Below are 22,697 nucleotides of genomic sequence, written 5' to 3'. Positions count from 1 at the left end.
CCTGCAACGCGTCCAGCGCCTCCTGCGGGAACCGCCCCTGCTCGTCCACCTCCGCCGCGAACGGAGCGATCTTCGCCTCGGCCAGCGAACGCACCGCCTCACGGAGCATCCCGTGCTCCTCGGAGATGCGGAAGAGATCGAAGTCAGCCGCCCCTGCGCTGCCCGCCATGATGCCTGCCTCGTCGTTCAGTGACCGACGCCCGAGCGAGGTCCGATCGACGCCCGGTCCGCGTCGAATCCGCGGTTAACTACCGTTCAGTAGAGATCCTAGGGCGCCGACCTGCGGCTGCCTAGCGTCCCGTGCGTGCAGGTGATCCCGGAGCGCCCTCCGCGGACGGATAGCATCGGGGCATCCGTACTGGTCGCGTCCGCATCCAAGGAGAACCCGTGACCCTCCGCATCTCCGTGATCGGCACCGGCTACCTCGGCGCCACGCACGCCGCCGCGATGGCCGAGTTCGGCTTCGAGGTGCTGGGTCTGGACATCGACCCCGACAAGATCGCCATGCTGACCGCCGGCCGCGTTCCGATGTACGAGCCGGGGCTGTCCGAACTGCTCCTCAAGCACGTGGCCGGGCACGAGGGTTCGACCGGGCGGCTGCGCTTCACCACCTCCGCCCAGGAGGCCGCCGAGTTCGGCGACGTGCACTTCGTCTGCGTCAACACGCCGCAGCGCAAGGGCGAGTTCGCGGCCGACATGTCGTACGTCGACACCGCGATCGACGAGCTCGCACCGCACCTGACCCGCCCCGCCCTGGTGGTCGGCAAGTCCACCGTCCCGGTCGGCTCGGCGGCCCGGCTGGCCGAGCGACTGGCCGCGCTGGCGCCGGTCGGCGAGGGCGCCGAACTCGCCTGGAACCCGGAGTTCCTGCGTGAGGGCTTCGCCGTGCAGGACACCCTGCGGCCGGACCGGATCGTGGTCGGCGCCCAGAGCGAGCGGGCCGAGCGGTTGCTGCGCGAGGTGTACGCGGAGCCGATCGCGGCCGGGGTGCCGTTCATGGTCACCGACTACGCGACCGCCGAACTGGTCAAGGCGGCCGCCAACAGCTTCCTGGCCACCAAGATCTCCTTCATCAACGCGATGGCCGAGGTCTGCGAGGCGGCCGGCGCGGACGTCACCCAGCTCAGCAAGGCGCTCGCCTACGACGATCGGATCGGCGGCAAGTTCCTCAACTCCGGCCTCGGCTTCGGCGGCGGCTGCCTGCCCAAGGACATCCGCGCGTTCATGGCCCGGGCCGGCGAGCTCGGCGCCGACCAGGCGCTGACCTTCCTGCGCGAGGTCGACTCGATCAACATGCGGCGCCGCTCCCGGATGGTGGAGCTGGCCCGTGAGCAGTGCGGCGGCGGTTTCCTGGGCCGTCGGGTCGCCGTCCTCGGCGCCGCCTTCAAGCCCAACTCGGACGACATCCGGGACTCCCCCGCCCTCAACGTGGCCGCCCAGATCCAGCTCCAGGGCGCCCAGGTCACCGTCTACGACCCGAAGGCCGTGGACAACGCCCGCAAGATGTTCCCCTCCCTCGCCTACGCCCGCTCCGCCCTGGAGGCCGCCGAGGGCGCCCACGTCGTCCTCCATCTCACCGAGTGGTCCGAGTTCCGCGAGCTGGACCCGGCCGAACTCGGCGCCGTGGTCGCCGAACGCCGCCTCCTCGACGGCCGCAACGTCCTGGACGCCGAAGCCTGGCGCGCCGCCGGCTGGACCTACCGCGCCCTGGGCCGACCGAGCTGAGGCCGTCCCGATCCCCCTCGCCGCCCCCGGGCCTCCCCGGGGGCGGCGGCGTTTCCGCCCCCCACTTATTTGAACATGTTCAGATTGCGTGCGAGGATCGGTGCCTCGCTGTCCACAGAGACCGGGGGGTTCTCCTGATGCACACCGAACGCACCGGCGGGCTGGACCGGCTGCTGACCTGGCTGACCGCAGGCCTGGTGACCGTCGTCCTGCTCGGACCCGCCGTCTACCTGGGCCTCATCGTGTTCGTCTGGACCAGCAGCGGTGACGGGCCCGTCAGGGCCGACTGCTCGAAGGTGCTGGCCTTCGCGGGCGGCTCACTGCCCGCCAAGGCCGCCGGGGCCTCGTGCACGGACGACGGCGGCTGGCAGGAGGCCGGCTACGAGGCCGAGTTCCGGATGCCCCGGGCAAACCTCGCCGCCCGGCTGACGGAAGCCTTCCCCCGGGTGCGGCAGGACGCCGCCTCCGCCTCGGGTCTGAGCTTCAGCAGCGACGAGGCCGCCGGAGCCCACCCGAACGGGCAGGCCGCGGTCGTCCGGCTGAAGGTCACGTACGACGACGCCGAAACGGCCCGGGTCAGCCTCCGGGCCTTCAACCTGTGAGCCCGGGGTGTGACTGCGTCACAGGTCAGCGGACCGCATGCGGTTGATCAATGACACGGCCACGTCGAGTCTGAGATCCTATGACCGTTCCTGTCGTCAGGTTCTGACGCGTGGTCGCACAACAACGGGGGTCTGGATGGTCGTGACGGGGAGCGGGCGGACCGGGCGGCGGCTCGTGGCGGCGGTTGCTCTGCTGCTTCCGCTGGTCACCGGCTGCGGAAGCTCCGGGCAACAGCCCGCCAGCGCCTCGGGAAGCTCCGGCACGGCTCCCTCCCAGGCTTCACCGCAGACGCCGTCTGCCGCCACGAACGCGACCTTCCGTGACCACGACCTCGTGATCAGTGCGGGCTGCACGGTGTCCGCCTCCCGGCCGGCGAAGGTCTGGGTGCACGGATTCGAACCCGGCAGCTGGAAGACGGTGGCCTCGGTCGCGTTCACCCTGCCCGCCACGGCGGCGGTCGGCTCACGGCAGGGGGAGAAGCTGAGCGCCCTTCAGGAGTTGTGCGCGGGGAACTTCCCGAATCCCGGAAGCAGCGGGGAGGAGGCCTCCGACTCCGCCTTCGGTCCGCGCGTCCGGCAGCTCTTCGACCACGACTTCAGCCGGCTCGCGGTCGTGACCGCCGACAACAAGACCGGTGCGAGCCACGTCGGCTACGTCGATCTCGCCGGCACCTTCACCGATCTCACCGGTACGCCCGCCGGCTTCACCAGCCTGCCCAAGGAGAAGGACGCCCTCTTCGCCCCCGACGGCGGGAGCGTCTGGTTCACGTACCGCGACCCGAACGGTCAGGACCACATCGCCAGCCGTGACCTGTCCGCCGACCACCGGCTGACCGAGCAGTGGTCGGGACCGAGCGCCGGATTCGGGGACCTCGGCCTGTCGCTCGGCGGCACCCCGGTGCACGGCGTGACCGGAGGGAGCGTGTACTTCAGTCCGGACGGAAGGCGCGCGGTCGGCTACGTCGACGGCGAAGGCCAGAACGTGGTGACCGTGACGGCGAACGGCGCCCTGAAGGCGAGCGGCTCCGCCGGCAGGATCAAGGACACGGAATGCCGGCCGTCCGGGTGGGTCGACAACCACACCCTGCTCTGCGCCCCCGCCACGCTGGGAGGCGCGAAGCCGCCGTACCAGAACAACCTGTGGACCCTCGACATCGACCGGATGCACCCCGACGACCACGAGAACGCCAAGGACGCCGCCGGCCCCGTCCTGCTCCCGGCCACCGACCGGAAGAACCTCCCGAAGGCCATCTCCGCCGACGGCAGGAAGCTCCTGTTCCGTTCCGTCCAGGGCAAGCAGGAGACCGCGTTCGTCACCGACCTGACCCCTGGCGCCCAGCCCCAGCAGATCACCCCCGACGAGGCCGCGACGTCCCTCGGCTACGTCGACGTCGCCCTGGAGTGGCGCTGACCCACCCGTTGGCGCCCCGCCGGGGGTCCAAACGCCCTGCCGCCACGCACCCGGCCCTGCTGGGCAACAGCTGAGGCCGGGAATACCGAGGGGCCGCCGGTCGGAGCACGACCGGCGGCCCTCGAAGACGTCGGGATCTAGCTGAACCGGCCGGCCAGGCCGAGGCGCGGGATCTCGATGGCGGGGCACTTGTCCATCACCGTGTCGAGGCCGGCCGCCCGCGTCCGCTCGTACGCGGCCTCGTCGATCACGCCGAGCTGGAACCAGACGGCCTTGGCGCCGATGGCGGCCGCCTCGTCCGCGACCTCGCCGGCGAGGTCGGGCCGGACGAAGACGTCCACGACGTCGACCTCGAAGGGGATGTCCGCGAGGGACGCGTACCCCTTCTCGCCGTGCACCGTCTCGGCCTTCGGGTGCACGGGCACGATCCGCTTGCCGAAGCGCTGCAGCACCTCGGCCACGCCGTAGGCCGCCCGCCGCTGGTTGGACGAGAGGCCCACGACGGCCCAGGTGTCGCCCAGCTCGCCAAGGATCTTCCGGACCGTCTCCGGGTCGCCGTACATGCCCTGCCTCCTCGCAGCCGAGTGCCGAGAACCCACCTCACCCCAGCGCCACCGCTCCCCCGGCCATTCCCGCAGGTGCCCGGCCACCGGGATCCCGCTGCTCGGCTAGGAGGCCGAGCCGTCCAGCTGCGCGATGGTGGCGATGGACGGGCGGCGGCTCGCGCGCAGCCCGGCGGCCACCGACTCGGCGTCGCGCAGGACGCGGACGGCGTTGTGCCAGGTGAGCTTGGCCAGATCGGCCTCCGACCAGTGGCGGCCGAGGAGTTCGGCGACCAGGTTGGGGTAGCCGGCCACCGAGTCCAGGCCGTCCGGCAGGAAGGCGGTGCCGTCGAAGTCGCCGCCGATGCCGATGTGGTCGATGCCGGCCACCTCGCGCATGTGGTCGAGGTGGTCGGCGACGGTGGCCGGGGTGGCGACCGGGCGCGGGTTGGCGGCCTCGAAGGCGCGCTGGCGCTCCATGGCCGGCGGGGTGGTGTCCAGCGGGTGGAAGCCGTGGGCGCGCATGTTCTCGTCGGCGGCCCGGGTCCACTCGATGGCGGCGGGCAGGATGAACTTCGGCACGAAGGTCGCCATCGCCACGCCGCCGTTGGCGGGCAGCTGGGCGAGCACGTCGTCCGGGATGTTGCGCGGGTGGTCGCAGACCGCGCGCGAGGAGGAGTGCGAGAAGACCACCGGCGCCTCGGTCACCTGCAGGGCGTCGCGCATGGTGTCGGCGGAGACGTGCGAGAGGTCGACCAGCATGCCGAGCCGGTTCATCTCCCGGACGACCTCCTCGCCGAACCGGGTCAGCCCGCCGGCCACCGGCTTGTCGGTCGCGGAGTCCGCCCACGGCACGTTGTCGTTGTGGGTGAGCGTCAGGTACCGCACGCCCAGCTCGTACAGGGCGCGCAGAGTGGCCAGCGAGCAGTCGATGGAGTGGCCGCCCTCGGCGCCCATCAGGGAGGCGATCCGGCCCTCGGCGCGGGCGGCCTCGATGTCCGCGGCGGTACGGGCCAGGCGCAGCCGGTCCGGGTAGCGCTCGACCAGGGCGTGGACGAAGTCGATCTGCTCCAGGGTGGCGCTCACCGCGTGGTCGCCGGCCAGCGAGGAGGGGACGTAGACGGACCAGAACTGCGCGCCGACCCCGCCCTCCGCGAGGCGGGCCAGGTCGGTGTGCAGGCGGTCGCTCTGGTCGGCGGCGAGGTCGAGCGCGCCGAGGTCGTACCCGGCCTGCTCGCGCATCGCCCAGGGGAGGTCGTTGTGGCCGTCCACGACGGGGGCGGTGCGCAGCAGGGCGCGGGCTCGGTCCAGCGGGGTGAGGGAGTCCAGGTCAGCGGTCATGCGAGCTGTTCTACCCCACCCCCGCGGGTGGGCGAACTACTTTCCGAAGCCGAAGGAGGAGGAACCGGCCACCTTGGCGCGCAGCTTCTTGCCCTTCTCGGTGGCCTGGTTGTTCAGCTCGGCCTGGAAGTCGGTCATCTTCTCGGTGAGCTCGGGGTCGAAGGCGGCGAGCATCCGCACCGCGAGCAGGCCGGCGTTGCGCGCGCCGGCCACCGAGACGGTCGCCACCGGCACGCCGGCCGGCATCTGGACGATCGACAGCAGGCTGTCCATGCCGTCCAGGTAGCGCAGCGGCACCGGCACGCCGATGACGGGCAGCGGGGTGACCGAGGCGAGCATGCCCGGCAGGTGGGCCGCGCCGCCGGCGCCCGCGATGATCGCCTTCAGGCCGCGCCCGTGGGCCTGCTCGCCGTACGCGACCATCTCGCGGGGCATCCGGTGCGCGGAGACGACGTCCACCTCGTAGGGGACCTCGAACTCGTCGAGGGCCTGGGCGGCGGCCTCCATGACCGGCCAGTCGGAGTCCGATCCCATCACGATGCCGACGAGGGGTGCGTTCGAAGCGTGGCTCATTCGGTGATCGTTCCTCGCAGGTAGGCGGCCGCGTGGCGGGCGCGCTCGCGGACGTCGTCGAGGTCGTCCCCGAAGACGTTGACGTGGCCGACCTTGCGGCCGGGCTTCACGTCCTTCCCGTACATGTGGATCCGCAGCCCGGGGTCGCGGGCCATGCAGTGCAGGAAGGGGTGGTACATGTCCGGGTAGTCGCCGCCGAGGACGTTGACCATGACGGTCCACTTGGCGCGCGGGCGGGGGTCGCCGAGCGGGAGGTCGAGGACGGCCCGCAGGTGGTTCTCGAACTGCGAGGTGACCGCGCCGTCCTGGGTCCAGTGGCCGGAGTTGTGCGGACGCATGGCCAGCTCGTTGACCAGGACGCGGCCGTCCCGGGTCTGGAACAGCTCGACGGCGAGGTGGCCGACGATGCCGAGTTCGCCGGCGATCCGCAGGGCGAGCTGCTGGGCCTCGTCGGACAGGGCCGGGTCGAGGTCCGGCGCGGGGGCGGTGACCTCGGCGCAGACGCCGTTCTCCTGGACGCTCTCCACCACCGGGTAGGCGACGGCCTGGCCGCTGGGCGAGCGGACCACGTTGGCGGCCAGCTCGCGGACGAAGTCGACCTTCTCCTCGGCCAGCACCGCGACGCCGGCCAGGAACGGGGCCTGCGCCTGCTCCTCGTCGTCGACGACCCAGACGCCCTTGCCGTCGTAGCCGCCGCGGACGGTCTTCAGCACGACGGGGTACCCGGAGCCCTCGTTCGCGAACGCGGTGACGTCTGCCGGGTCGGCGACGATCCGGTGCCGGGGGCAGGGCACGCCGATGGAGTCCAGCTTGGCCCGCATCACGCCCTTGTCCTGGGCGTTGACCAGCGCGTCCGGGCCGGGGCGGACGGCGATGCCGTCGGCCTCCAGGGCCCGCAGGTGCTCGGTGGGGACGTGCTCGTGGTCGAAGGTGATCACGTCGCAGCCGGCGGCGAAGGCGCGCAGGGTGTCGAGGTCGCGGTAGTCACCGAGGACGACGTCGGAGACCACCTGCGCGGCGGAGTCCTGGGGCGTGTCGGCGAGGAGTTTGAACCTGACCCCGAGCGGGATGCCCGCCTGGTGTGCCATGCGGGCCAGCTGCCCGCCGCCGATCATGCCCACCACTGGAAAATTCATATTGCCCGGGGAAGTCACGCGGCCCAGGATATCCGGGCCGGTCGGGGGTGGTGGAGCCGCCGCCGGGGCCATCGGATCGGACGCGCGTAGATGTCAACCTGCCGCCCAAGGGGCTGAGCCGTTCGATGGAAGCGGGTAGCCTGGTCGGCCGGGTCCTGGTCTGCGCGGTCCGATCATGTGCGTGCACGCAGGGCTCAAGGGGTAGCCGCACCGCCGTGGCCGGCCCTTTCGACCCGCAGGCCTATGGAGGCAGTCCGGTATGGCGACGACCGCAGCTTCGAAACGCCCGCTTGCGCAGAAACTGCGCGGGCTCACGGGCGAAGTCGTGAAGTTCGGCATCGTCGGCCTGAGCGGCGTGGTGGTCAACTTCGCCGTCTTCTGGGTCTGCATCAACGGCATGGGCCTGGCCTCGGTGCGGTCGAACATCGTCGCGACAGTGATCGCGATCGCGACCAACTACCTGGGCTACCGCTACTGGCTGTACCGGGACCGCGACGCCGCCTCCCGCAAGCGGGAGATCACACTCTTCCTGGTCTACAGCGGCATCGGCATGCTGATCGAGACCGGCGTGCTCGGCTTCTCGGTGTACGTGCTCGACCTGCGCTCGCACTACGAGCAGATCGGCGCCAAGGTGATCGGCCTCGCCGTGGCCACCGTGTTCCGCTTCGTCTCGTACCGCACCTGGGTGTTCAAGGCCGTGCCGGAGCCGGTCGGACTGCCCGCCCAGCAGTCGTCGGCGGCCGCCGGCGGCCCGGAGCCGGCCGCGCAGGCCAAGCTGGTGCTGGCCGCCGAGCCGATCCGCTTCGCCAAGGCCGAGTAGGCCCCGCAGCCCCCGCTCCTCGCTCCTCGCAGCCCCGGCAGGCCGACCCGGCCGCCGGGGCTTGCCGTGTCCGCCGCCGGAGGACGGTGGCGGCCGAGGGCGAGCACGGTCGGCGAACGATCACGGCCGAGGGGGCCGGCAGGCTCGCCATGGCGTGGGTCCGGACCCTCGTGCCCGGATCGGGACCCGCTCAGTCCTGGTGGCTGCGCCCGAGGAAGAGCGCGAACACCGCCGGCTTCAGCGAGAGCAGTTCGAGCCGCCCGCCGTCCGCCTCCGCGAGGTCGCGGGCGACGGCCAGCCCGATGCCGGTGGAGTTGCGCCCGCTGACCGCGCGTTCGAACACCCGGTTGCCGAGGTCCGGCGGCACGCCGGCGCCCTGGTCCTGGACCTCGACCACCACCGAGGTGCCGGACGGCCGGACCCGCAGGGTGATCGTCCCGGCGCCGTGCATCAGCGAGTTCTCGATCAGGGTGGCCAGCACCTGGGCCACCGTCCCCGGGGTGCCGACCGCGGTGACCCCGTGCAGTCCCTCCAGGGAGAGCACCCGGCCCTTCTCCCGCAGCGTCGGGCCCCACTCCTCCACCTGCTGCTTGATCACCTCGTCCAGGTCGAAGGCGACGGCGGTGGGGCTGCGCGGGTCGCGCTGGGTGGTGAGCAGCCGCTGGACCACGTCGGTGAGCCGCTCGACCTGCTGGAGGGCGATGGTCGCCTCCTCCTTGACCGTCTCCGGGTCCTCGGCGAGGGCGGTGATCTCCTCCAGCCGCATGGAGAGCGCGGTGAGCGGGGTGCGCAGCTGGTGCGAGGCGTCGGCGGCGAGCCGGCGCTCGGCGGTCAGCATCCGGGCGATCCGCTCGGCACTGGTGTCCAGCACCTCGGCGACCCGGTCGAGCTCGGGCACCCCGTAGCGGCGGTCGCGCGGGCGGGGGTCGCCGGAGCCGAGCCGCTCGGCGGTCTCGGCGAGGTCGGTGAGCGGCCGGGCGAGCCGCTTGGCCTGCCAGACGGCGAGCGCCACCGCGGCCTGGACGGCGAGCAGGGCGACCACGCCGAGCAGCAGCAGGTTGTTGGCGATCTCGTGGTCGACGTCCTCGCGGGACTGCTCGACCGTGACGGTCTCGCCGCTGTTGCCCCGCTCGACGGCCTTCAGCAGGTGGTTCCCGGCCGGGCGCTCGCCCGCGGAGACCACCGGCTGGCCGGGCACCTGCACCTCGACGTAGCTGCCCTCGGTGACCTGGCTCTCGAACGCCCGCCCGGTGACCGGCTCGCCCGCGGCGAGCCGGCTCTCGACGAGGGCGAGCACCCGGACGGCGGCCGCGTCCACCCGGTCCTGGGCCGAGTTGACGATGGTCCGCTTCTCGACCAGGGCGAGCGGCACGCAGAACACCGCGACCACCACCAGGACGACGCCCAGCAGCGAGTTGATCATCCTGCGTTTCACGCTGCCGCTCCCCGAGGTGTTCCGCTCCACCGGACGACGTCCGGCCCCGATCTCTTACGGGGGTTGATCTCCTACAGGCTCGCACGAGCTCCTACGGGCCGACGGGCTCCTGCGGGGTCAGTTCTTCTCGAACCGGAACCCCACGCCGCGCACGGTGGCGATGTAGCGGGGGTTGGCCGCGTCGTCGCCGAGCTTCTTGCGGAGCCAGGAGATGTGCATGTCCAGGGTCTTGGTGGAGGTCCACCAGGTGGTGTCCCAGACCTGCCGCATGATCTCCTCGCGGGTGACCACCCGGCCGGCGTCCCGGACCAGGACCCGCAGCAGCTCGAACTCCTTGGCGGAGAGGGTGAGCTCCTCGTCGCCGAGCCAGGCACGGTGGGACTCGATGTCGATCTTCACGCCGTGCGCGCCGGTGGTGAGCTGGTCGACGTTGCCACGCCGGAGCAGGGCCCGGACGCGGGCGAGCAGTTCGGCCAGGCGGAAGGGCTTGGTGACGTAGTCGTCGGCGCCGGCGTCCAGGCCGACCACGGTGTCCACCTCGTCCGCGCGGGCGGTGAGCACCAGGACGGGGCAGCTCTTGCCGTCGGCGCGCAGGCGGCGGCAGACCTCCAGACCGTCCATCTCGGGCAGGCCGAGGTCCAGGACGACGAGGTCGACCTCCTCGGTGAGGCCGGCGGCCAGTGCGGTCGGACCGTCCTCGCGGACGAGCACCTCATAGCCCTCGCGTCGCAGGGCCCGGGCGAGCGGTTCGGAGATCGCCGGATCGTCCTCGGCAAGCAGCACACAGGTCATGTGGTGATGGTAGTCCGCCGGGGTATACCCGGACGCCCTGTGAGGTAGTTCACAGAGCGTGATCGTTATACAAGACCTTCATCGCACCCAACGGGCCGTGGCGGGTCGGTCGTTCGGTGAAGAATCTCCGTTTCGATCTTGAAACCGAAGGGAGACACGCCCATCTACCATCGATAGATCGGGCATATTCGTTGCCAACGTTGCCATTCCCACACCTGATTCACGGCTTTTGTCATCTGATAAAGCCAAATGTCGCCACGTAGAGTGGTTTCGTCCACGTCCGCCGCCATCCCCCTGGGCGGACGCTGTCAGGCAAGGAACCACTACTCATGGCGTCTAAGACCCTGGACGCCGACGTCACGTCGGCCTCTCCCAGCGGCAAGACCTTCCTCGGTCACCCCCGAGGTCTCGCCACCCTGTTCATGACCGAGATGTGGGAGCGCTTCTCCTACTACGGCATGCGCGCCCTGCTCATCTACTACCTGGTCTCCGGCGGCGCCGACGCCGCCACCGGCAGCCAGGGCGGCGGCCTCGCCATGACGGCGACGACGGCGACGGCGATCTACTCCGTCTACGTCTCGATGGTCTACCTCATGGCCTACCCCGGCGGTTGGTTCGGCGACCGGGTCTGGGGTGCCCGCAAGACGGTCGCCATCGCCGGGTTCGTGATCATGTTCGGCCACATCGCGCTGGCCGTCCCGGGCCAGGCGGCGTTCTTCGTCGGCCTGCTCCTGGTCGCGCTCGGCTCCGGGCTGCTGAAGGCCAACATCTCCACGATGGTCGGCCAGCTCTACAACGGCCCCGAGGACCCGCGCCGCGACGGTGGCTTCACGGTCTTCTACATGAGCATCAACCTCGGTGCCTTCGTCGCCCCGTTCATCATCGGGACGGTCGGCAAGGAGTACAGCTGGCACCTGGGCTTCGGGCTGGCCGCGGTCGGCATGGCCGTCGGTCTGGTGCAGTTCCTGCTGGGCAGCCGCCACCTGAACCCCAAGAGCAGCAAGGTCCCCAACCCGCTCCTGCCCGCGGAGCGCAAGAGCCTGCTGGTGAAGGCCGGCGTGACGGTCCTCGCCGTCGCCGCCTTCTACGCCGCCATCGTGGGGCTGGGCGTCTACACGCTGAACTGGGCCCTGGTCCCGCTGACCCTGGCCGGTCTGCTCATCCCGATCACCGTGCTGGTCCGGATCAAGCGCGACAAGAGCCTGAACGCCGGCGAGCAGTCCAAGATGTCCGCCTACATCTGGTTCTTCGCCGCGGCCGCCATCTTCTGGATGATCTACGACCAGGGCGGGTCGACCCTCTCGCTGTTCGCGGACAAGAAGACCGCGGACACCCTGTTCGGCTTCGGCTTCTCGGCCACCTGGTACCAGTCGCTGAACCCGCTGTTCGTGATGGCGCTCGCGCCGGTCTTCGCCTGGCTGTGGCTGTGGCTGTCCCGCCGCGACAAGGAGCCGAACACCATCGTGAAGTTCTCGATGGGCCTGCTCCTGATCGGCGCCTCGTTCTTCATCTTCATCATCCCGATGACCATGACGGACAACGGCACCACGGTCTCCCCGCTGTGGCTCGTCTCGATCTACCTGATCCAGACCATCGGCGAGCTGTGCCTCTCCCCGGTCGGCCTCTCGGTCACCACGAAGATGGCGCCGCAGAAGTACGCCTCCCAGATGATGGGCGTCTGGTTCCTCGCCGTCACCGCCGGCGACTGCACCACGAGCCTGCTCTCGCTGGCCGGCATCAACCTCGACGGCACCGGGATCATCGCGATGCAGGCCTCGCTCGCGGTCCTCGCGGGGATCGCCGTCTACACGTACCGCAAGCGGGTCCAGGCCCTCATGGGCGACGTGCGCTGACACGCCGACCTCCGGCTCACGACTCCGGGGCCGCCGTGGATTCCTGAGATCCACGGCGGCCCCGGCCGTTTCCCGCACGACCGTTCCCCCTCGACCGTCAATCCGCTCGACAGGGGTGTGTCGGCCATGCCTATGGTGCCCGGCATGACGACCCTCTCCTTACCCCGTCAGCTGGCCCGCACCCGGCGGTTCACCCTGGGCGTCCCGGTCCAGCCGGAGCCCTCGCCGGACGGCACCACCGTGCTCTTCCTGCGCGGCCGCACCGGCACCGACCCGCTCGCCTGCCTCTGGGCCCTGGACACCGCCACCGGCGCGGAGCGGCTGATCGCCGACCCGGCCGCACTGGGCGCCGACGAGGGAATCGCCGCGTACAGCACCGACGCCGCGGGCGCGCTCGCCGCCTTCACACTGGACGGCGCACTGTGGCTGGCCGACACCGCCGGCGGCACCGTCCGCCGGATCCCCGTCCCCGGCCCGCCGGAGGACCCCCGGCTCGACCCGACCGGCCGCCGGATCGCCTACGTCGGCGACCGCGCCCTGCGGGTGGTCGGCGTCGACGGCACGGAGGAGCGGGCGCTCGCCCGGCCCGAGGCCGAGGACGTCGCCTACGGGCTCGCCGAGTACGTCGCCGCCGAGGAGATGTTCCGCGACCGCGGCCACTGGTGGTCCCCCGACGGCACCACGCTGCTGGTCGCCCGGATCGACAACAGCCCGCTCGCCCGCCTCTTCCTGGCCGACCCCGCCGACCCGCACCGCCCGCCGCGCACCATCCGCTACCCGCTGGCCGGCACCGCCAACGCCGAGGTCTCGCTGCGGCTGCTCGGCCTCGACGGCACCGCCACCGAGGTCCGCTGGGACCGCGCCGCCTTCGAGTACCTCACCGCCGCCGGCTGGGACGACCACGGCCCGTACGCCGCCGTGCAGAGCCGCGACCAGCGCACCGTCCGCACCCTGGCGATCGAGCCGGACGGCGCCACCCGGGTGGTCGCCGAGCGGCAGGACGCGCACTGGATCGAGCTGCTCCCCGGTCTGCCGGCACGCACCGCGGCCGGCGCCCTGGTGGACACCGCCGACCTGGGCGACACCCGGCACCTGACCGTCGACGGCAAGCCGGTCACCCCGCCCGGGCTCCAGCTGCGCGCGGTCCTCGGGACGGAGGGCGAACAGGTGCTGTTCACCGCCTCCGACGAACCCACCGAGACCCACCTCTGGACGTACCGACCGGACACCGGCCCACAGCGGCTGAGCAGCGGCCCCGGCCTGCACACCGGCGTGCGGCGCGGCGACACACTGGTGCTCTCCACCCGGGCCCAGGGCCACCCCGGCGGCCGCTCCACCGTCCTGCGCGAGGGCCGCCCGGCGCTCCCGCTCGTCTCCCGCGCCGAGCCGCCCGTCGTCACCGCACGGCCCGAACTGCTCCGGCTCGGCTCGCACGAACTGCGCGCCACGCTCTTCCTGCCCGCCGGCCACCGCCCCGGCGACGGCCCGCTGCCCGTCCTGCTCGACCCGTACGGCGGGCCCGCGACCCAGAAGGCCACCACCGGCGGCCTCTGGTGGGACCAGGTCTCGCAGTGGTTCGCCGACCAGGGCTTCGCGGTCCTCGTGGTGGACGGCCGCGGCACCCCCGGACGCGGGCCCCGCTGGGACAAGACGATCCACGGCAACAAGGCGGAGCCCGCCCTCGGCGACCAGATCGAGGGCCTGCGGGCGGCCGACCGGCTGCGACCCGGGCTGCTCGACCTCGACCGGGTCGCCATCCGCGGCTGGTCCTACGGCGGCTACCTGGCCGCCCTCGCCGTGCTGCGCCGTCCGGACGTCTTCCACGCCGCCTCCGCCGGGGCCGCCCCCGCCGACTGGCGGTTCTACGACACCCACTGGCAGGAGCGCTTCCTCGGCCACCCCGACGATCACCCCGAGCACTACGACGGCGGCTCGCTGATCGCCGAGGCGCCGAAGCTCAGCCGCCCGCTGCTGCTGATCCAGGGCCTCGCCGACGACAACGTCTACCCGGCCCACACCCTGCGGCTGTCCGCCGCCCTGCTCGCCGCCGGTCGCCCGCACGAGGTCCTCCCGCTGCGCGCCACCGGCCACCGGCCCACCGACGAGGCGGTGGTGGAGAACCTGCTGACCCACGAACTGCACTTCCTGCGGCGCTCGCTGGGCCTGGCATGAGCGAGGGCCCGTGTCCGGTCGCGCGACCGGACACGGGCCCTCCTCCGACGGCTCGTCAGAGCTCGCGGACGCCGGCCCGCCAGACCGCCGCCGTCAGCGGCACGCCCGGCCGGTAGGCCAGGTGGACGTGCGAGGGCGCGTCCAGCAGCAGCAGGTCCGCCCGGGCGCCGGGCACGACCACGCCGACGTCGCTGCGCCGCAGCGCCCGGGCGCCGCCCGCGGTGGCCGCCCAGACCGCCTCGTCCGGGGTCATCCCCATCTCCCGCACCGCGACCGCGATGCAGAACGCCATCGAACTCGTGAAGCTGGAGCCCGGGTTGCAGTCGGTGGACAGCGCCACCACCGCGCCCGCGTCCAGCAGCCTGCGCCCGCTCGGGTACTCGGCCCGGGTGGAGAACTCCGCCCCCGGCAGCAGGGTGGCCACCGTCGCCGAGCCGGCCAGCGCCGCCACGTCCTCGTCCGTCAGATGCGTGCAGTGGTCCGCCGAGGCGGCCCCCAGCTCGACGGCCAGCTGCACGCCGGGCCCGTACGAGAGCTGGTTGGCGTGCACCCGGGGGGTGAGGCCGCGCTCGATGCCGGCGGTCAGGACCGCCCGGGCCTGCTCCCCGTCGAAGGCGCCCTTCTCGCAGAACACGTCCACCCAACGGGCGTACGGGGCGCAGGCGTCCAGCATCTCGCCGGTGACCAGGTCGACGTACCCGGCCGGGTCCTCGGCGAACTCGGGGGCGACCACGTGGGCGCCCAGGTAGGTGGTCTCCGGGGTGTGCCCGGCGGCGATCCGCAGGGCGCGCGCCTCGTCCTCCACCGTCAGTCCGTAGCCGGACTTGCACTCGATGGTGGTGGTGCCCTGGCGCAGCGCCTCCCGGACGAACCGGGCCAAGTTGGCGTCCAGTTCGGCGTCGCTCGCCGCCCGGGTGGCCGCCACCGTGGTCCGGATGCCGCCCGCCGTGTACGACTGCCCGGACATCCGGGCGTTGAACTCGGCGGTGCGGTCGCCCGCGAACACCAGGTGGGCGTGCGAGTCGACGAAACCGGGCAGCAGGGCCCGGCCCTCGGCGTCGAAGCGCTCGTCCGCCGCCGGGGCGCCGGCCGCCGGGCCGACCCAGGCGACGGTGTCGCCCTCGACCACCACGGCCGCGTCGGTCACCAGGCCGAGCGGCCCGGCGCCCTGCCCGAGGTCGTTGGTGACCAGGCTGCCGATGCCCGTGATCAAGGTGGTCCTGGTGTTCCTGGTGGTCACGACAAGGCCTTCCGAAGGGGGTTCAGGGAACAGGTCAGCAGTCCAGCGCACCGATCGCGGAGCGCAGCGCGCCCGGCACGTCGGCCACCAGCCGGTGCACGCCGTCCCGGACGACGTGCCGGCCGCCGACCACCACGTGCCGCACGTCCGCCGCCGAGGCCGCGAAGACCGCGATCTCGGCGCCGAGCCGGGGCGGCGGGCCCGCCGTGCGGACGGTGTCCAGCGCGATGACGGTGAAGTCGGCGAGCGCCCCGGCCTCGACCCGTCCGGCCTCCGGCCAGCCGAGCGAGGCGTGCCCGTCCTCGGTGCCGGCCCGCAGCAGGGCGCCCGCCGTCCAGTGGCCGCGGGTGCGGGTGCGCAGCCGTTCGTCCAGCTCCAGCGCGCGGGCTTCCTCGAACGGGTCGATCACCGCGTGGCTGTCGCTGCCCAGGGTGATCGGGGAGCCCGCCGAGGCGAGCCGGCGGGCCGGGCCGATGCCGTCCGCGAGGTCCCGCTCGGTGGTGGGGCACATGCAGACCGTGGTGGAGGAGTCGGTGAGCAGCCGGACGTCCTCGTCGGTCAGGTGGGTGGCGTGCACGGCCGAGGTGCGCGGGCCGAGCGCGCCGCGGTCGGCGAGCAGCCGGGTCGGGGTGACGCCGTGCGCGGCCAGGCAGGCGTCGTTCTCGGCGGTCTGCTCGGACAGGTGGACGTGCAGCGGCGCCTCGCGCATCGCCGCCCAGTGCGCGACGGTGCCCAGCTGCTCGGCCGGGACGGCCCGCACCGAGTGGATGGCGGCGCCGATCCGGGCGTGCTCGCGCGGCTTGAGCGCGTCCGCCCGCTCGGCCCAGGCCTCCGCGTCGCCGTCGCTGAACCGCTGCTGCGGCGCGGTCGGCTCGGCGCCGAAGCCGGAGGACAGGTAGCAGGTGTCCAGCAGGGTGATCCGGATGCCGGCCCGGGCGGCGGCCTCGATCAGCGCCTCGCCCATCGCGTTCGGATCGGCGTACCGGGCGCCGCCGGGCGCGTGGTGCAGGTAGTGGAACTCGCCGACGGCGGTGATGCCGGCCAGCGCCATCTCGGCGTAGACGGCGGTGGCGAGCTCCAGGTAGCGGTCCGGGTCCAGCGCGCCGGCGAACCGGTACATGGTGTCGCGCCAGGTCCAGAAGGTCCCGGAGCCTACCTGGACGTGCCCGCGCAGTGCCCGGTGGAAGGCGTGCGAGTGGGCGTTGGCCTGGCCGGGCAGCAGCAGCCCGTCGAGCCGGACGGCGCCGGGCGGGCAGGGGCCGCTGTCCGGGGTGACGGCGGCGATCGTCCCGCCGGGGCCGGTGGTGATCAGCACGTCCTGCTCGACCGCCGGCCCGTCGTCGTGCGGCAGCCAGGCGTACTGCGCCCAGTAGCGCACCGGCCCGGCCCCTTCGGATGGGGTCACTGACACGCCAGGTCCTCCAGTACGTCGGCGAGGGCGGCGACCCCGGCCAGGCAGTCGGCCTCCTCGGCGTACTCGGCCGGGGAGTGCGAGACGCCGGTGGGGTTGCGCACGAACAGCATGGCGGTCGGGATCGCGGACGCCAGGATGCCGGCGTCGTGTCCCGCGCCGGTGGGCAGCACCGGGGCGTCCAGCAGCTTGGCCAGCCGGTCGCGCAGCGGGCCGTCGAAGTCCACCACCGGGGTGTAGGACTCGCGGGTCAGCTCGACCCGGACGCCGTCGCGCTCGCCGCGCTCGGCGGCGGCCCGCTCGATCTCGGCGACCAGTGCGGTGAGGGTGCGCTCGTCCGCCGCCCGGGAGTCCAGCCAGCCGCGCACCAGCGAGGCGATCGCGTTGGTGCCGTTGGGCTCGACCGCGACCTTGCCGAAGGTGGCCAGCGCGCCCGCCTGCTTCGCCTTCTTGCGGGCGGCAAGCACGGTGTTGGCGTAGGTCAGCATCGGGTCGCGGCGGTCCTCGATCCGGGTGGTGCCGGCGTGGTTGGCCTCGCCGTGGAAGTCGAACCGCCAGCGGCCGTGCGGCCAGATCGCCCCGGCCACGCCGACCGGCTGCCCCTCGGCGAGGCAGCGGCCCTGCTCGACGTGGAGTTCGACGAAGGCGCCGATCCGGGCCAGCCGGTCGTCGTCCGCGCCGATCGCGGTCGGGTCGTAGCCGGCCCGCTCCATCGCGTCGGGCAGCCGGACGCCGTCGGCGTCGCGCAGGTCGTACGCCTGCTCCGGGGACAGCACCCCGGCGGTCAGCCGGGAGCCGATGCAGGCCACGCCGAACCGGGCGCCCTCCTCGTCACCGAAGTTGACGATCGCCAGGGGCTTGCTGAACTCGGCGCCGCGGGCGCGGAGTTCGTCCAGCGCGGCGAAGGAGGACACCACGCCGAGCGGGCCGTCGAAGGCACCGCCGTCCGGGACGGAGTCCAGGTGCGAGCCGGTCACCACGGCCCCGGCGGCCTGCGGATCGCCCAGCCAGGCCCACTGGTTGCCGTTGCGGTCCAGCTCGTACGCCAGGCCGCGGCTGCGGGCCTGCTGCTCGAACCAGGCCCGGCACTCGGCGTCGGCGGAGTTCCAGGCGAAGCGGCGGTAGCCGCCGGAGGAGGCGGAGCGGCCCACCGGGAGCAGCTCCGCCCACATCTCTTGGAAGGACGAGGTCACAGCTCGCCCATCGGAACGCGGACGCCACGCTCGGCGGCGACCTCGGTGGCCCGGTCGTACCCGGCGTCCACGTGCCGGATGACGCCCATGCCCGGGTCGTTGGTGAGCACCCGGCGGATCTTCTCCCCGGCCAGCGCGGTGCCGTCGGCGACGGTGACCTGGCCGGCGTGGATCGAGCGGCCGATGCCGACCCCGCCGCCGTGGTGGATGGAGACCCAGGAGGCGCCGGAGGCGACGTTGACCATGGCGTTGAGCAGCGGCCAGTCGGCGATCGCGTCGGAGCCGTCCAGCATCGCCTCGGTCTCCCGGTACGGGGAGGCGACCGAGCCGCAGTCCAGGTGGTCGCGGCCGATCACGATCGGGGCGGACAGCTCACCGGAGGCGACCATGTCGTTGAAGCGCTCGCCGGCCTTGTCGCGCTCGCCGTAGCCGAGCCAGCAGATGCGCGCCGGCAGGCCCTGGAAGTGCACCTTCTCCTGGGCCATCTTGATCCAGCGGGCCAGCGACTCGTTCTCCGGGAAGAGGTCGAGGACGGCCTTGTCGGTCTTGTGGATGTCCTGCGGGTCACCGGACAGCGCCGCCCAGCGGAACGGGCCCTTGCCCTCGCAGAACAGCGGGCGGATGTACGCCGGGACGAAGCCGGGGAAGGCGAAGGCGCGGTCGTAGCCGGCCAGTTGTGCTTCGCCGCGGATCGAGTTGCCGTAGTCGAAGACCTCGGCGCCGCGGTCCAGGAAGCCGACCATCGCCTCGACGTGCCGGGCCATCGACTCGCGCGAGCGCTGGGTGAACTCGGCGGGCTTGGCGGCCGCGTAGTCCGCCATGTCCTCGAAGGCGACGCCGACCGGCAGGTAGCTGAGCGGGTCGTGGGCGCTGGTCTGGTCGGTGACGATGTCGATCGGCGCGTCCATCGCGAGCAGCTGCGGGACCAGCTCGGCGGCGTTGCCCAGCACGCCGATGGAGAGCGGCTGCCGCTTGTCGCGGGCGGCGGTGGCCAGCTCCAGCGCGTGGGAGAGGTCCTTGGCCTCGACGTCCAGGTAGCGGTGCTCGATCCGGCGGGAGATGCGGGACGGGTCGCAGTCGATGCAGATCGCCACGCCGCCGTTCATGGTGACGGCCAGCGGCTGGGCGCCGCCCATCCCGCCGAGGCCGGCGGTGAGGGTGATGGTGCCCTCCAGCGTGCCGTTGAAGCGCTTGTTGGCGACGGCGGCGAAGGTCTCGTAGGTGCCCTGGAGGATGCCCTGGGTGCCGATGTAGATCCACGAGCCGGCGGTCATCTGCCCGTACATGGTGAGCCCGAGGCTCTCCAGCCGGCGGAACTCCTCCCAGTTGGCCCAGTCGCCGACCAGGTTGGAGTTGGCGATCAGCACGCGCGGCGCCCACTCGTGGGTCTGCATCACGCCGACCGGCCGGCCGGACTGGACCAGCATGGTCTCGTCCTGCTTCAGCCCCTGCAGCGTCTTCACCATGGCGTCGAAGGACCGCCAGTCCCGCGCCGCCTTGCCCGTACCGCCGTACACCACCAGCTTCGACGGGTGCTCGGCCACCTCCGGATCGAGGTTGTTCATCAGCATCCGCAGGGCGGCCTCCTGCTGCCACCCCTGCGCCGTGAGCCCCGTCCCACGCGCCGCGCGCACCTCGCGCGGCCCACTCGCCTGCTGCTGCACCATAGTCCCGGCCTCCCTGCGGATGGATTCATTCAAGCTCGGTTCGGCTGAATATAACTAAACAAGAGAGTTTCGACCAGCCCCCGGAACAATCCGATCAGCCACGGCACCGGCCGACTTGGCGCGCCAGCCTGAACCAGGGCGAACACCAGCCACTCGGCCCAGCGCCAGGGAGCGGCGGACACGATGACGGCCATCACCGTGCGGCCCGGCAGACTCCGGGATGTGGCAGAGAAGATCGAGCGGAGCACGGGACTTCGTGTCCAGATCACCGGAGGAACCCTGATGATGTCCCCGACGCCGCGCGGCAAGCGCACAGGGACCGTGCGACGGCCGCGCATCCAGTTGGACCCCCGGCTGCCGGCCGATCTCGGCGCCTACGAGGTGTCGTCCATCCACACGCCGGGCAACGACGAGGACTACGCCACGCCCGACCTGATCGTCCTCCCCGTCGACCGGGAGAACGACGACCGGCGGCTCGCCGACCCGCACGAGGCGGCCCTCGCCGTCGAGATGATCTCCAATTCGGAGGGTCTGAAGGCGGTCGCCACCAAGACCGACTGGTACGCGAGCACCGGCGCCCCGGTCCTGCTCGCGCTCGACCCGCGCAACGGCACCTGGACGCTCCACACCCACCCCCACGACGGCGCGTACCAGGGCGTCCTGCACGGCAAGTACGGCGAGCCTGTCCCGCTGCCCTCGCCACTGCCCGCCGAGCTGGACACCTCCGGTCTTCCGCTGTACGCGCCGCGCGGCTGAGTCAGGCCGCCGCACCGCCGTCCCAGTCGATGCCGATCTCGGCGAGCCAGCGGCGGTCGTCGGCGTCGGGGGCGGGCGGGGACGGCGGGCGGGGGATGTTCTGGACGGGGCCGAGGCCGTACTTCTCGGCGGCCTCAACGGCGCGGGCGTCGGGTTCGATGACGCCGACGTGGACGGCCGACTCGTCGCCCGGGTCGAGGACGGTCAGTTCGGGTTCGGGCAGGCGCCGCAGGGTGACGCGGCGTCCGCAGGCGGGGCAGGACCATTCGTCGGCGCCCGAGGAAAGCCGGGCGACGAACTTCATCTCGTGGATCACGCGCATGGGTGACACCCCCTGTAGGAGGGGATGCCCGGGTTGGTGACGGCTACTCCCCCGCCGTCATTCCAAGAACAGCCCACGTGCCGCCGCGGACTGCTCGATCGCCTCCAACCGGGCCTCCGCGCCCGGGAGTTCGTCGCACATGGACTGCAGCAGCACCCGGCCGAGCATCATCGGCGCGCACGCGGTGTCGAAGACCAGCCCGGTGCCGACGGCCGCCGGCAGCATCAGGTCGGACAGCTTGGCGACCGGCGCGAAGGCGCTGTCGGCCACGGTGAGCACCGTCAGCCCGCACTCGCGGGCCACCGTCAGCGCATCCATCAGCTCCCGCGGATAGCGCGGCAGCGCGAAGCAGAGCAGCGCGCTGGCCCCGGCTGCCCGGGCCTGCTCCAGCCGGTCGGCGAGCATGCTGCCGCCCTCGTCCAGCAGCCGGATGTCCGGGTGCACCTTGGCCGCGAAGTAGGCGAAGCCGCGTGCCTGCGCCGAGGCGGCCCGCAGGCCGAGCACCGGCAGCGGGCGGGAGGCGGCGAGCAGCCGGGCGGCCCGGGTGATCGGCTCCGGGTCGGCGAGGAGTTCGGCGAGGTGGCGCAGGTGCGCGATCTCGGCGAGCACGGCCTGCTGGTGCTCGTTGCGCACCGCGTCGTCCGGGGTCTCCGGCGCGGCCTGCTCGCCGCCGCCGAGTTCGCGCAGCTGCTTGCGCAGCGCCGGGTAGCCGTCGTACCCGAGCGCGACCGCGAAGCGGGTGACGGACGGCTGGCTGACGCCCGCGAGTTCGGCGACCTCCACGCTGGACAGGAACGGCGCCTCGGTGGCGTGCCGCACCAGCGAGTGCGCGATCCGGCGCTGGGTCGGCGTCAGCCGGTGCCCCTCGAACAGTTGGAGCAGCCGGGCGGAGGGGCCGACGCTGCCGGTCTCGTCGGTGGCGGTCATCAGCGGTACCTCCGGGTGCGAGCGGTTCGGACGACGACTGTGCAGCAGCGCGCCGCACCTGGCAAAGACGTCTCGTACGACGGGACGCCGGGTGAGACGCCCCACGGATCGGACGGATCGGGACGGGTTCGGACGGGCTCCGACGGCCGGTGGACCGCCGGTGGACGCCCGCGCCGGGGTCGGGGTAACCCTGATTTGTCCCTGAGCCCGCCCGGATTCCTCCTGCGAACGGATGGACCGGACGCCCCGGCGGCCCCACCCTGGTTCCATGGACACTCGTCAGGACGAACTGCGCCGCGACCTCGACGCCACCCTCCAGGCCCGCAAGGAGCTCGGCAAGGAGTACGAGGACGCACTCGTCGACTCCTTCATGAAGCGGCTCGACGACCGCCTGGACGCCCGGGTCAAGCGGTCGGTGGCCGAGCGGATGGACGACTACGAGCCGCGGTCCCACCACCGGGACCACCCGCGCCGCTCGGGCTTCGGCAAGCGCTCCAGCACCGGGCTCGCGGTGACCTCGCTGGTCCTCGGCATCCCGCTGACGGCGATCGCGGGAAGCCCGGACAGCGGCGGCTTCGCCGGCCTGGTGGTCTGCTGGGCGGGCATCGTCGGGGTCAACCTCGCCGCCGCCCTGGGCGAGCTGCGCAACCGCGGGAACCGCGGCGCGCGCTCGCCGCGGAGCGACTGGGACTGAGCCCCCGCCACCCCGCGGCGGCACCGGCTCAGGCCAGCGGGCCGGTGACCCGCTCGACCGCCCGCACCAGCTCGCCGGAGGCGAC

The 22,697-nt window shown here is 72.6% G+C and carries 21 protein-coding genes; 8 read left to right on the top strand and 13 right to left on the bottom strand.

Annotated features, from left to right (window positions below; translation table 11 throughout):
• Positions 1-169: acyl-CoA dehydrogenase family protein (locus tag KS423_RS13655; RefSeq protein ID WP_224278839.1), on the bottom strand; the 169-nt coding region annotated here is incomplete at its 3' end.
• Between the two features lie 218 nt (positions 170-387).
• Between KS423_RS13655 and KS423_RS13650 the strand changes: the two genes are divergently transcribed.
• The 3 genes from KS423_RS13650 (at position 388) to KS423_RS13640 (ending at position 3,738) form a co-directional block, all read left to right on the top strand.
• Positions 388-1,725, top strand: a complete 1,338-nt coding sequence (locus tag KS423_RS13650) for a UDP-glucose/GDP-mannose dehydrogenase family protein (RefSeq protein WP_224278833.1) — start codon at positions 388-390, stop codon at positions 1,723-1,725.
• A 137-nt stretch (positions 1,726-1,862) separates the two neighbouring features.
• Positions 1,863-2,327, top strand: coding sequence for a hypothetical protein (locus KS423_RS13645; protein ID WP_224278830.1), 465 nt, complete (start codon positions 1,863-1,865; stop codon positions 2,325-2,327).
• 334 nt (positions 2,328-2,661) lie between these two features.
• Complete coding sequence (locus tag KS423_RS13640) at positions 2,662-3,738, top strand: hypothetical protein (protein WP_224278828.1); 1,077 nt, start codon at positions 2,662-2,664, stop codon at positions 3,736-3,738.
• Between the two features lie 137 nt (positions 3,739-3,875).
• Here KS423_RS13640 and KS423_RS13635 read toward each other — a convergent pair whose 3' ends face one another.
• The 4 genes from KS423_RS13635 to KS423_RS13620 form a co-directional block, all read right to left on the bottom strand.
• Positions 3,876-4,301, bottom strand: a complete 426-nt coding sequence (locus KS423_RS13635; protein WP_224278826.1) for a CoA-binding protein — start codon at positions 4,299-4,301, stop codon at positions 3,876-3,878.
• Between the two features lie 105 nt (positions 4,302-4,406).
• Positions 4,407-5,621: a dipeptidase gene (locus KS423_RS13630; RefSeq protein WP_224278825.1), complete on the bottom strand. Its 1,215-nt coding sequence runs from the start codon at positions 5,619-5,621 to the stop codon at positions 4,407-4,409.
• Between the two features lie 36 nt (positions 5,622-5,657).
• A complete protein-coding gene (purE, locus tag KS423_RS13625) occupies positions 5,658-6,194 on the bottom strand; it encodes a 5-(carboxyamino)imidazole ribonucleotide mutase (protein WP_224278823.1) in 537 nt (178 codons plus the stop codon).
• Positions 6,191-7,330, bottom strand: a complete 1,140-nt coding sequence (locus tag KS423_RS13620) for a 5-(carboxyamino)imidazole ribonucleotide synthase (protein WP_224278837.1) — start codon at positions 7,328-7,330, stop codon at positions 6,191-6,193. Before KS423_RS13620 ends, purE begins: the two co-directional genes overlap by 4 nt.
• Positions 7,331-7,655: 325 nt before the next feature.
• Between KS423_RS13620 and KS423_RS13615 the strand changes: the two genes are divergently transcribed.
• Positions 7,656-8,150 (top strand): GtrA family protein, encoded by a 495-nt coding sequence (locus KS423_RS13615; protein WP_224278821.1) that lies wholly within the window; start codon positions 7,656-7,658, stop codon positions 8,148-8,150.
• Between the two features lie 190 nt (positions 8,151-8,340).
• Here KS423_RS13615 and KS423_RS13610 read toward each other — a convergent pair whose 3' ends face one another.
• The gene (locus KS423_RS13610; RefSeq protein WP_224278818.1) at positions 8,341-9,585 is read right to left on the bottom strand and encodes an ATP-binding protein; all 1,245 of its coding nucleotides are present in this window, start codon (positions 9,583-9,585) and stop codon (positions 8,341-8,343) included.
• 117 nt (positions 9,586-9,702) lie between these two features.
• The gene (locus tag KS423_RS13605; RefSeq protein ID WP_030058577.1) at positions 9,703-10,377 is read right to left on the bottom strand and encodes a response regulator transcription factor; all 675 of its coding nucleotides are present in this window, start codon (positions 10,375-10,377) and stop codon (positions 9,703-9,705) included.
• A gap of 329 nt (positions 10,378-10,706) precedes the next feature.
• On the opposite strand from KS423_RS13605, the gene KS423_RS13600 reads away from it, so the two are divergent.
• Together KS423_RS13600 and KS423_RS13595 are read left to right on the top strand one after the other, a co-directional pair.
• Complete coding sequence (locus KS423_RS13600) at positions 10,707-12,230, top strand: peptide MFS transporter (protein ID WP_224278817.1); 1,524 nt, start codon at positions 10,707-10,709, stop codon at positions 12,228-12,230.
• A 144-nt stretch (positions 12,231-12,374) separates the two neighbouring features.
• A complete protein-coding gene (locus KS423_RS13595; RefSeq protein ID WP_224278815.1) occupies positions 12,375-14,402 on the top strand; it encodes a prolyl oligopeptidase family serine peptidase in 2,028 nt (675 codons plus the stop codon).
• A 55-nt stretch (positions 14,403-14,457) separates the two neighbouring features.
• Here KS423_RS13595 and hutI read toward each other — a convergent pair whose 3' ends face one another.
• Genes hutI through hutU form a run of 4 tightly spaced genes read right to left on the bottom strand, consistent with a single transcriptional unit; the run spans position 14,458 to position 19,913 of the window.
• Complete coding sequence (gene hutI / locus KS423_RS13590; RefSeq protein WP_224278807.1) at positions 14,458-15,642, bottom strand: imidazolonepropionase; 1,185 nt, start codon at positions 15,640-15,642, stop codon at positions 14,458-14,460.
• A gap of 34 nt (positions 15,643-15,676) precedes the next feature.
• Positions 15,677-17,053, bottom strand: a complete 1,377-nt coding sequence (locus KS423_RS13585) for a formimidoylglutamate deiminase (protein ID WP_224278805.1) — start codon at positions 17,051-17,053, stop codon at positions 15,677-15,679.
• Complete coding sequence (locus tag KS423_RS13580) at positions 17,044-18,225, bottom strand: allantoate amidohydrolase (RefSeq protein WP_224278835.1); 1,182 nt, start codon at positions 18,223-18,225, stop codon at positions 17,044-17,046. Before KS423_RS13580 ends, KS423_RS13585 begins: the two co-directional genes overlap by 10 nt.
• Positions 18,226-18,242: 17 nt before the next feature.
• On the bottom strand, positions 18,243-19,913 hold the full coding sequence (hutU, locus tag KS423_RS13575; RefSeq protein WP_224278803.1) for a urocanate hydratase: 1,671 nt from the start codon (positions 19,911-19,913) through the stop codon (positions 18,243-18,245).
• Between the two features lie 222 nt (positions 19,914-20,135).
• On the opposite strand from hutU, the gene KS423_RS13570 reads away from it, so the two are divergent.
• Complete coding sequence (locus tag KS423_RS13570; protein WP_224278801.1) at positions 20,136-20,669, top strand: Uma2 family endonuclease; 534 nt, start codon at positions 20,136-20,138, stop codon at positions 20,667-20,669.
• A gap of 1 nt (position 20,670) precedes the next feature.
• Here KS423_RS13570 and KS423_RS13565 read toward each other — a convergent pair whose 3' ends face one another.
• Together KS423_RS13565 and KS423_RS13560 are read right to left on the bottom strand one after the other, a co-directional pair.
• Positions 20,671-20,991, bottom strand: coding sequence for a hypothetical protein (locus KS423_RS13565; RefSeq protein WP_224278800.1), 321 nt, complete (start codon positions 20,989-20,991; stop codon positions 20,671-20,673).
• Positions 20,992-21,048: 57 nt separating this feature from the next.
• Positions 21,049-21,918 carry a MurR/RpiR family transcriptional regulator gene (locus KS423_RS13560; RefSeq protein ID WP_224278798.1) on the bottom strand — a complete coding sequence of 290 codons (870 nt, stop codon included), beginning with the start codon at positions 21,916-21,918 and terminating at the stop codon, positions 21,049-21,051.
• 268 nt (positions 21,919-22,186) lie between these two features.
• On the opposite strand from KS423_RS13560, the gene KS423_RS13555 reads away from it, so the two are divergent.
• Positions 22,187-22,612, top strand: a complete 426-nt coding sequence (locus tag KS423_RS13555) for a hypothetical protein (protein ID WP_224278796.1) — start codon at positions 22,187-22,189, stop codon at positions 22,610-22,612.
• Positions 22,613-22,697 lie beyond the last annotated feature (85 nt).

The organism is Streptomyces sp. LS1784 (genome assembly GCF_020103755.1).
GTDB lineage: Bacteria > Actinomycetota > Actinomycetes > Streptomycetales > Streptomycetaceae > Kitasatospora.
This window is presented reverse-complemented; position numbering and strand designations above follow the sequence as displayed.

What these genes read in the sequence shown, in the direction of transcription:
- hutU (WP_224278803.1), bottom strand. Translation starts at nt 19,913, where the DNA reads ATGGTGCAGCAGCAGGCGAGTGGGCCGCGCGAGGTGCGCGCGGCGCGT.
- KS423_RS13645 (WP_224278830.1), top strand. Translation starts at nt 1,863, where the DNA reads ATGCACACCGAACGCACCGGCGGGCTGGACCGGCTGCTGACCTGGCTG.
- purE (WP_224278823.1), bottom strand. Translation starts at nt 6,194, where the DNA reads ATGAGCCACGCTTCGAACGCACCCCTCGTCGGCATCGTGATGGGATCG.
- KS423_RS13600 (WP_224278817.1), top strand. Translation starts at nt 10,707, where the DNA reads ATGGCGTCTAAGACCCTGGACGCCGACGTCACGTCGGCCTCTCCCAGC.
- KS423_RS13620 (WP_224278837.1), bottom strand. Translation starts at nt 7,330, where the DNA reads ATGAATTTTCCAGTGGTGGGCATGATCGGCGGCGGGCAGCTGGCCCGC.
- KS423_RS13605 (WP_030058577.1), bottom strand. Translation starts at nt 10,377, where the DNA reads ATGACCTGTGTGCTGCTTGCCGAGGACGATCCGGCGATCTCCGAACCG.
- KS423_RS13560 (WP_224278798.1), bottom strand. Translation starts at nt 21,918, where the DNA reads ATGACCGCCACCGACGAGACCGGCAGCGTCGGCCCCTCCGCCCGGCTG.
- KS423_RS13580 (WP_224278835.1), bottom strand. Translation starts at nt 18,225, where the DNA reads ATGTGGGCGGAGCTGCTCCCGGTGGGCCGCTCCGCCTCCTCCGGCGGC.
- KS423_RS13555 (WP_224278796.1), top strand. Translation starts at nt 22,187, where the DNA reads ATGGACACTCGTCAGGACGAACTGCGCCGCGACCTCGACGCCACCCTC.
- KS423_RS13630 (WP_224278825.1), bottom strand. Translation starts at nt 5,621, where the DNA reads ATGACCGCTGACCTGGACTCCCTCACCCCGCTGGACCGAGCCCGCGCC.
- KS423_RS13595 (WP_224278815.1), top strand. Translation starts at nt 12,375, where the DNA reads ATGACGACCCTCTCCTTACCCCGTCAGCTGGCCCGCACCCGGCGGTTC.
- KS423_RS13565 (WP_224278800.1), bottom strand. Translation starts at nt 20,991, where the DNA reads ATGCGCGTGATCCACGAGATGAAGTTCGTCGCCCGGCTTTCCTCGGGC.
- KS423_RS13635 (WP_224278826.1), bottom strand. Translation starts at nt 4,301, where the DNA reads ATGTACGGCGACCCGGAGACGGTCCGGAAGATCCTTGGCGAGCTGGGC.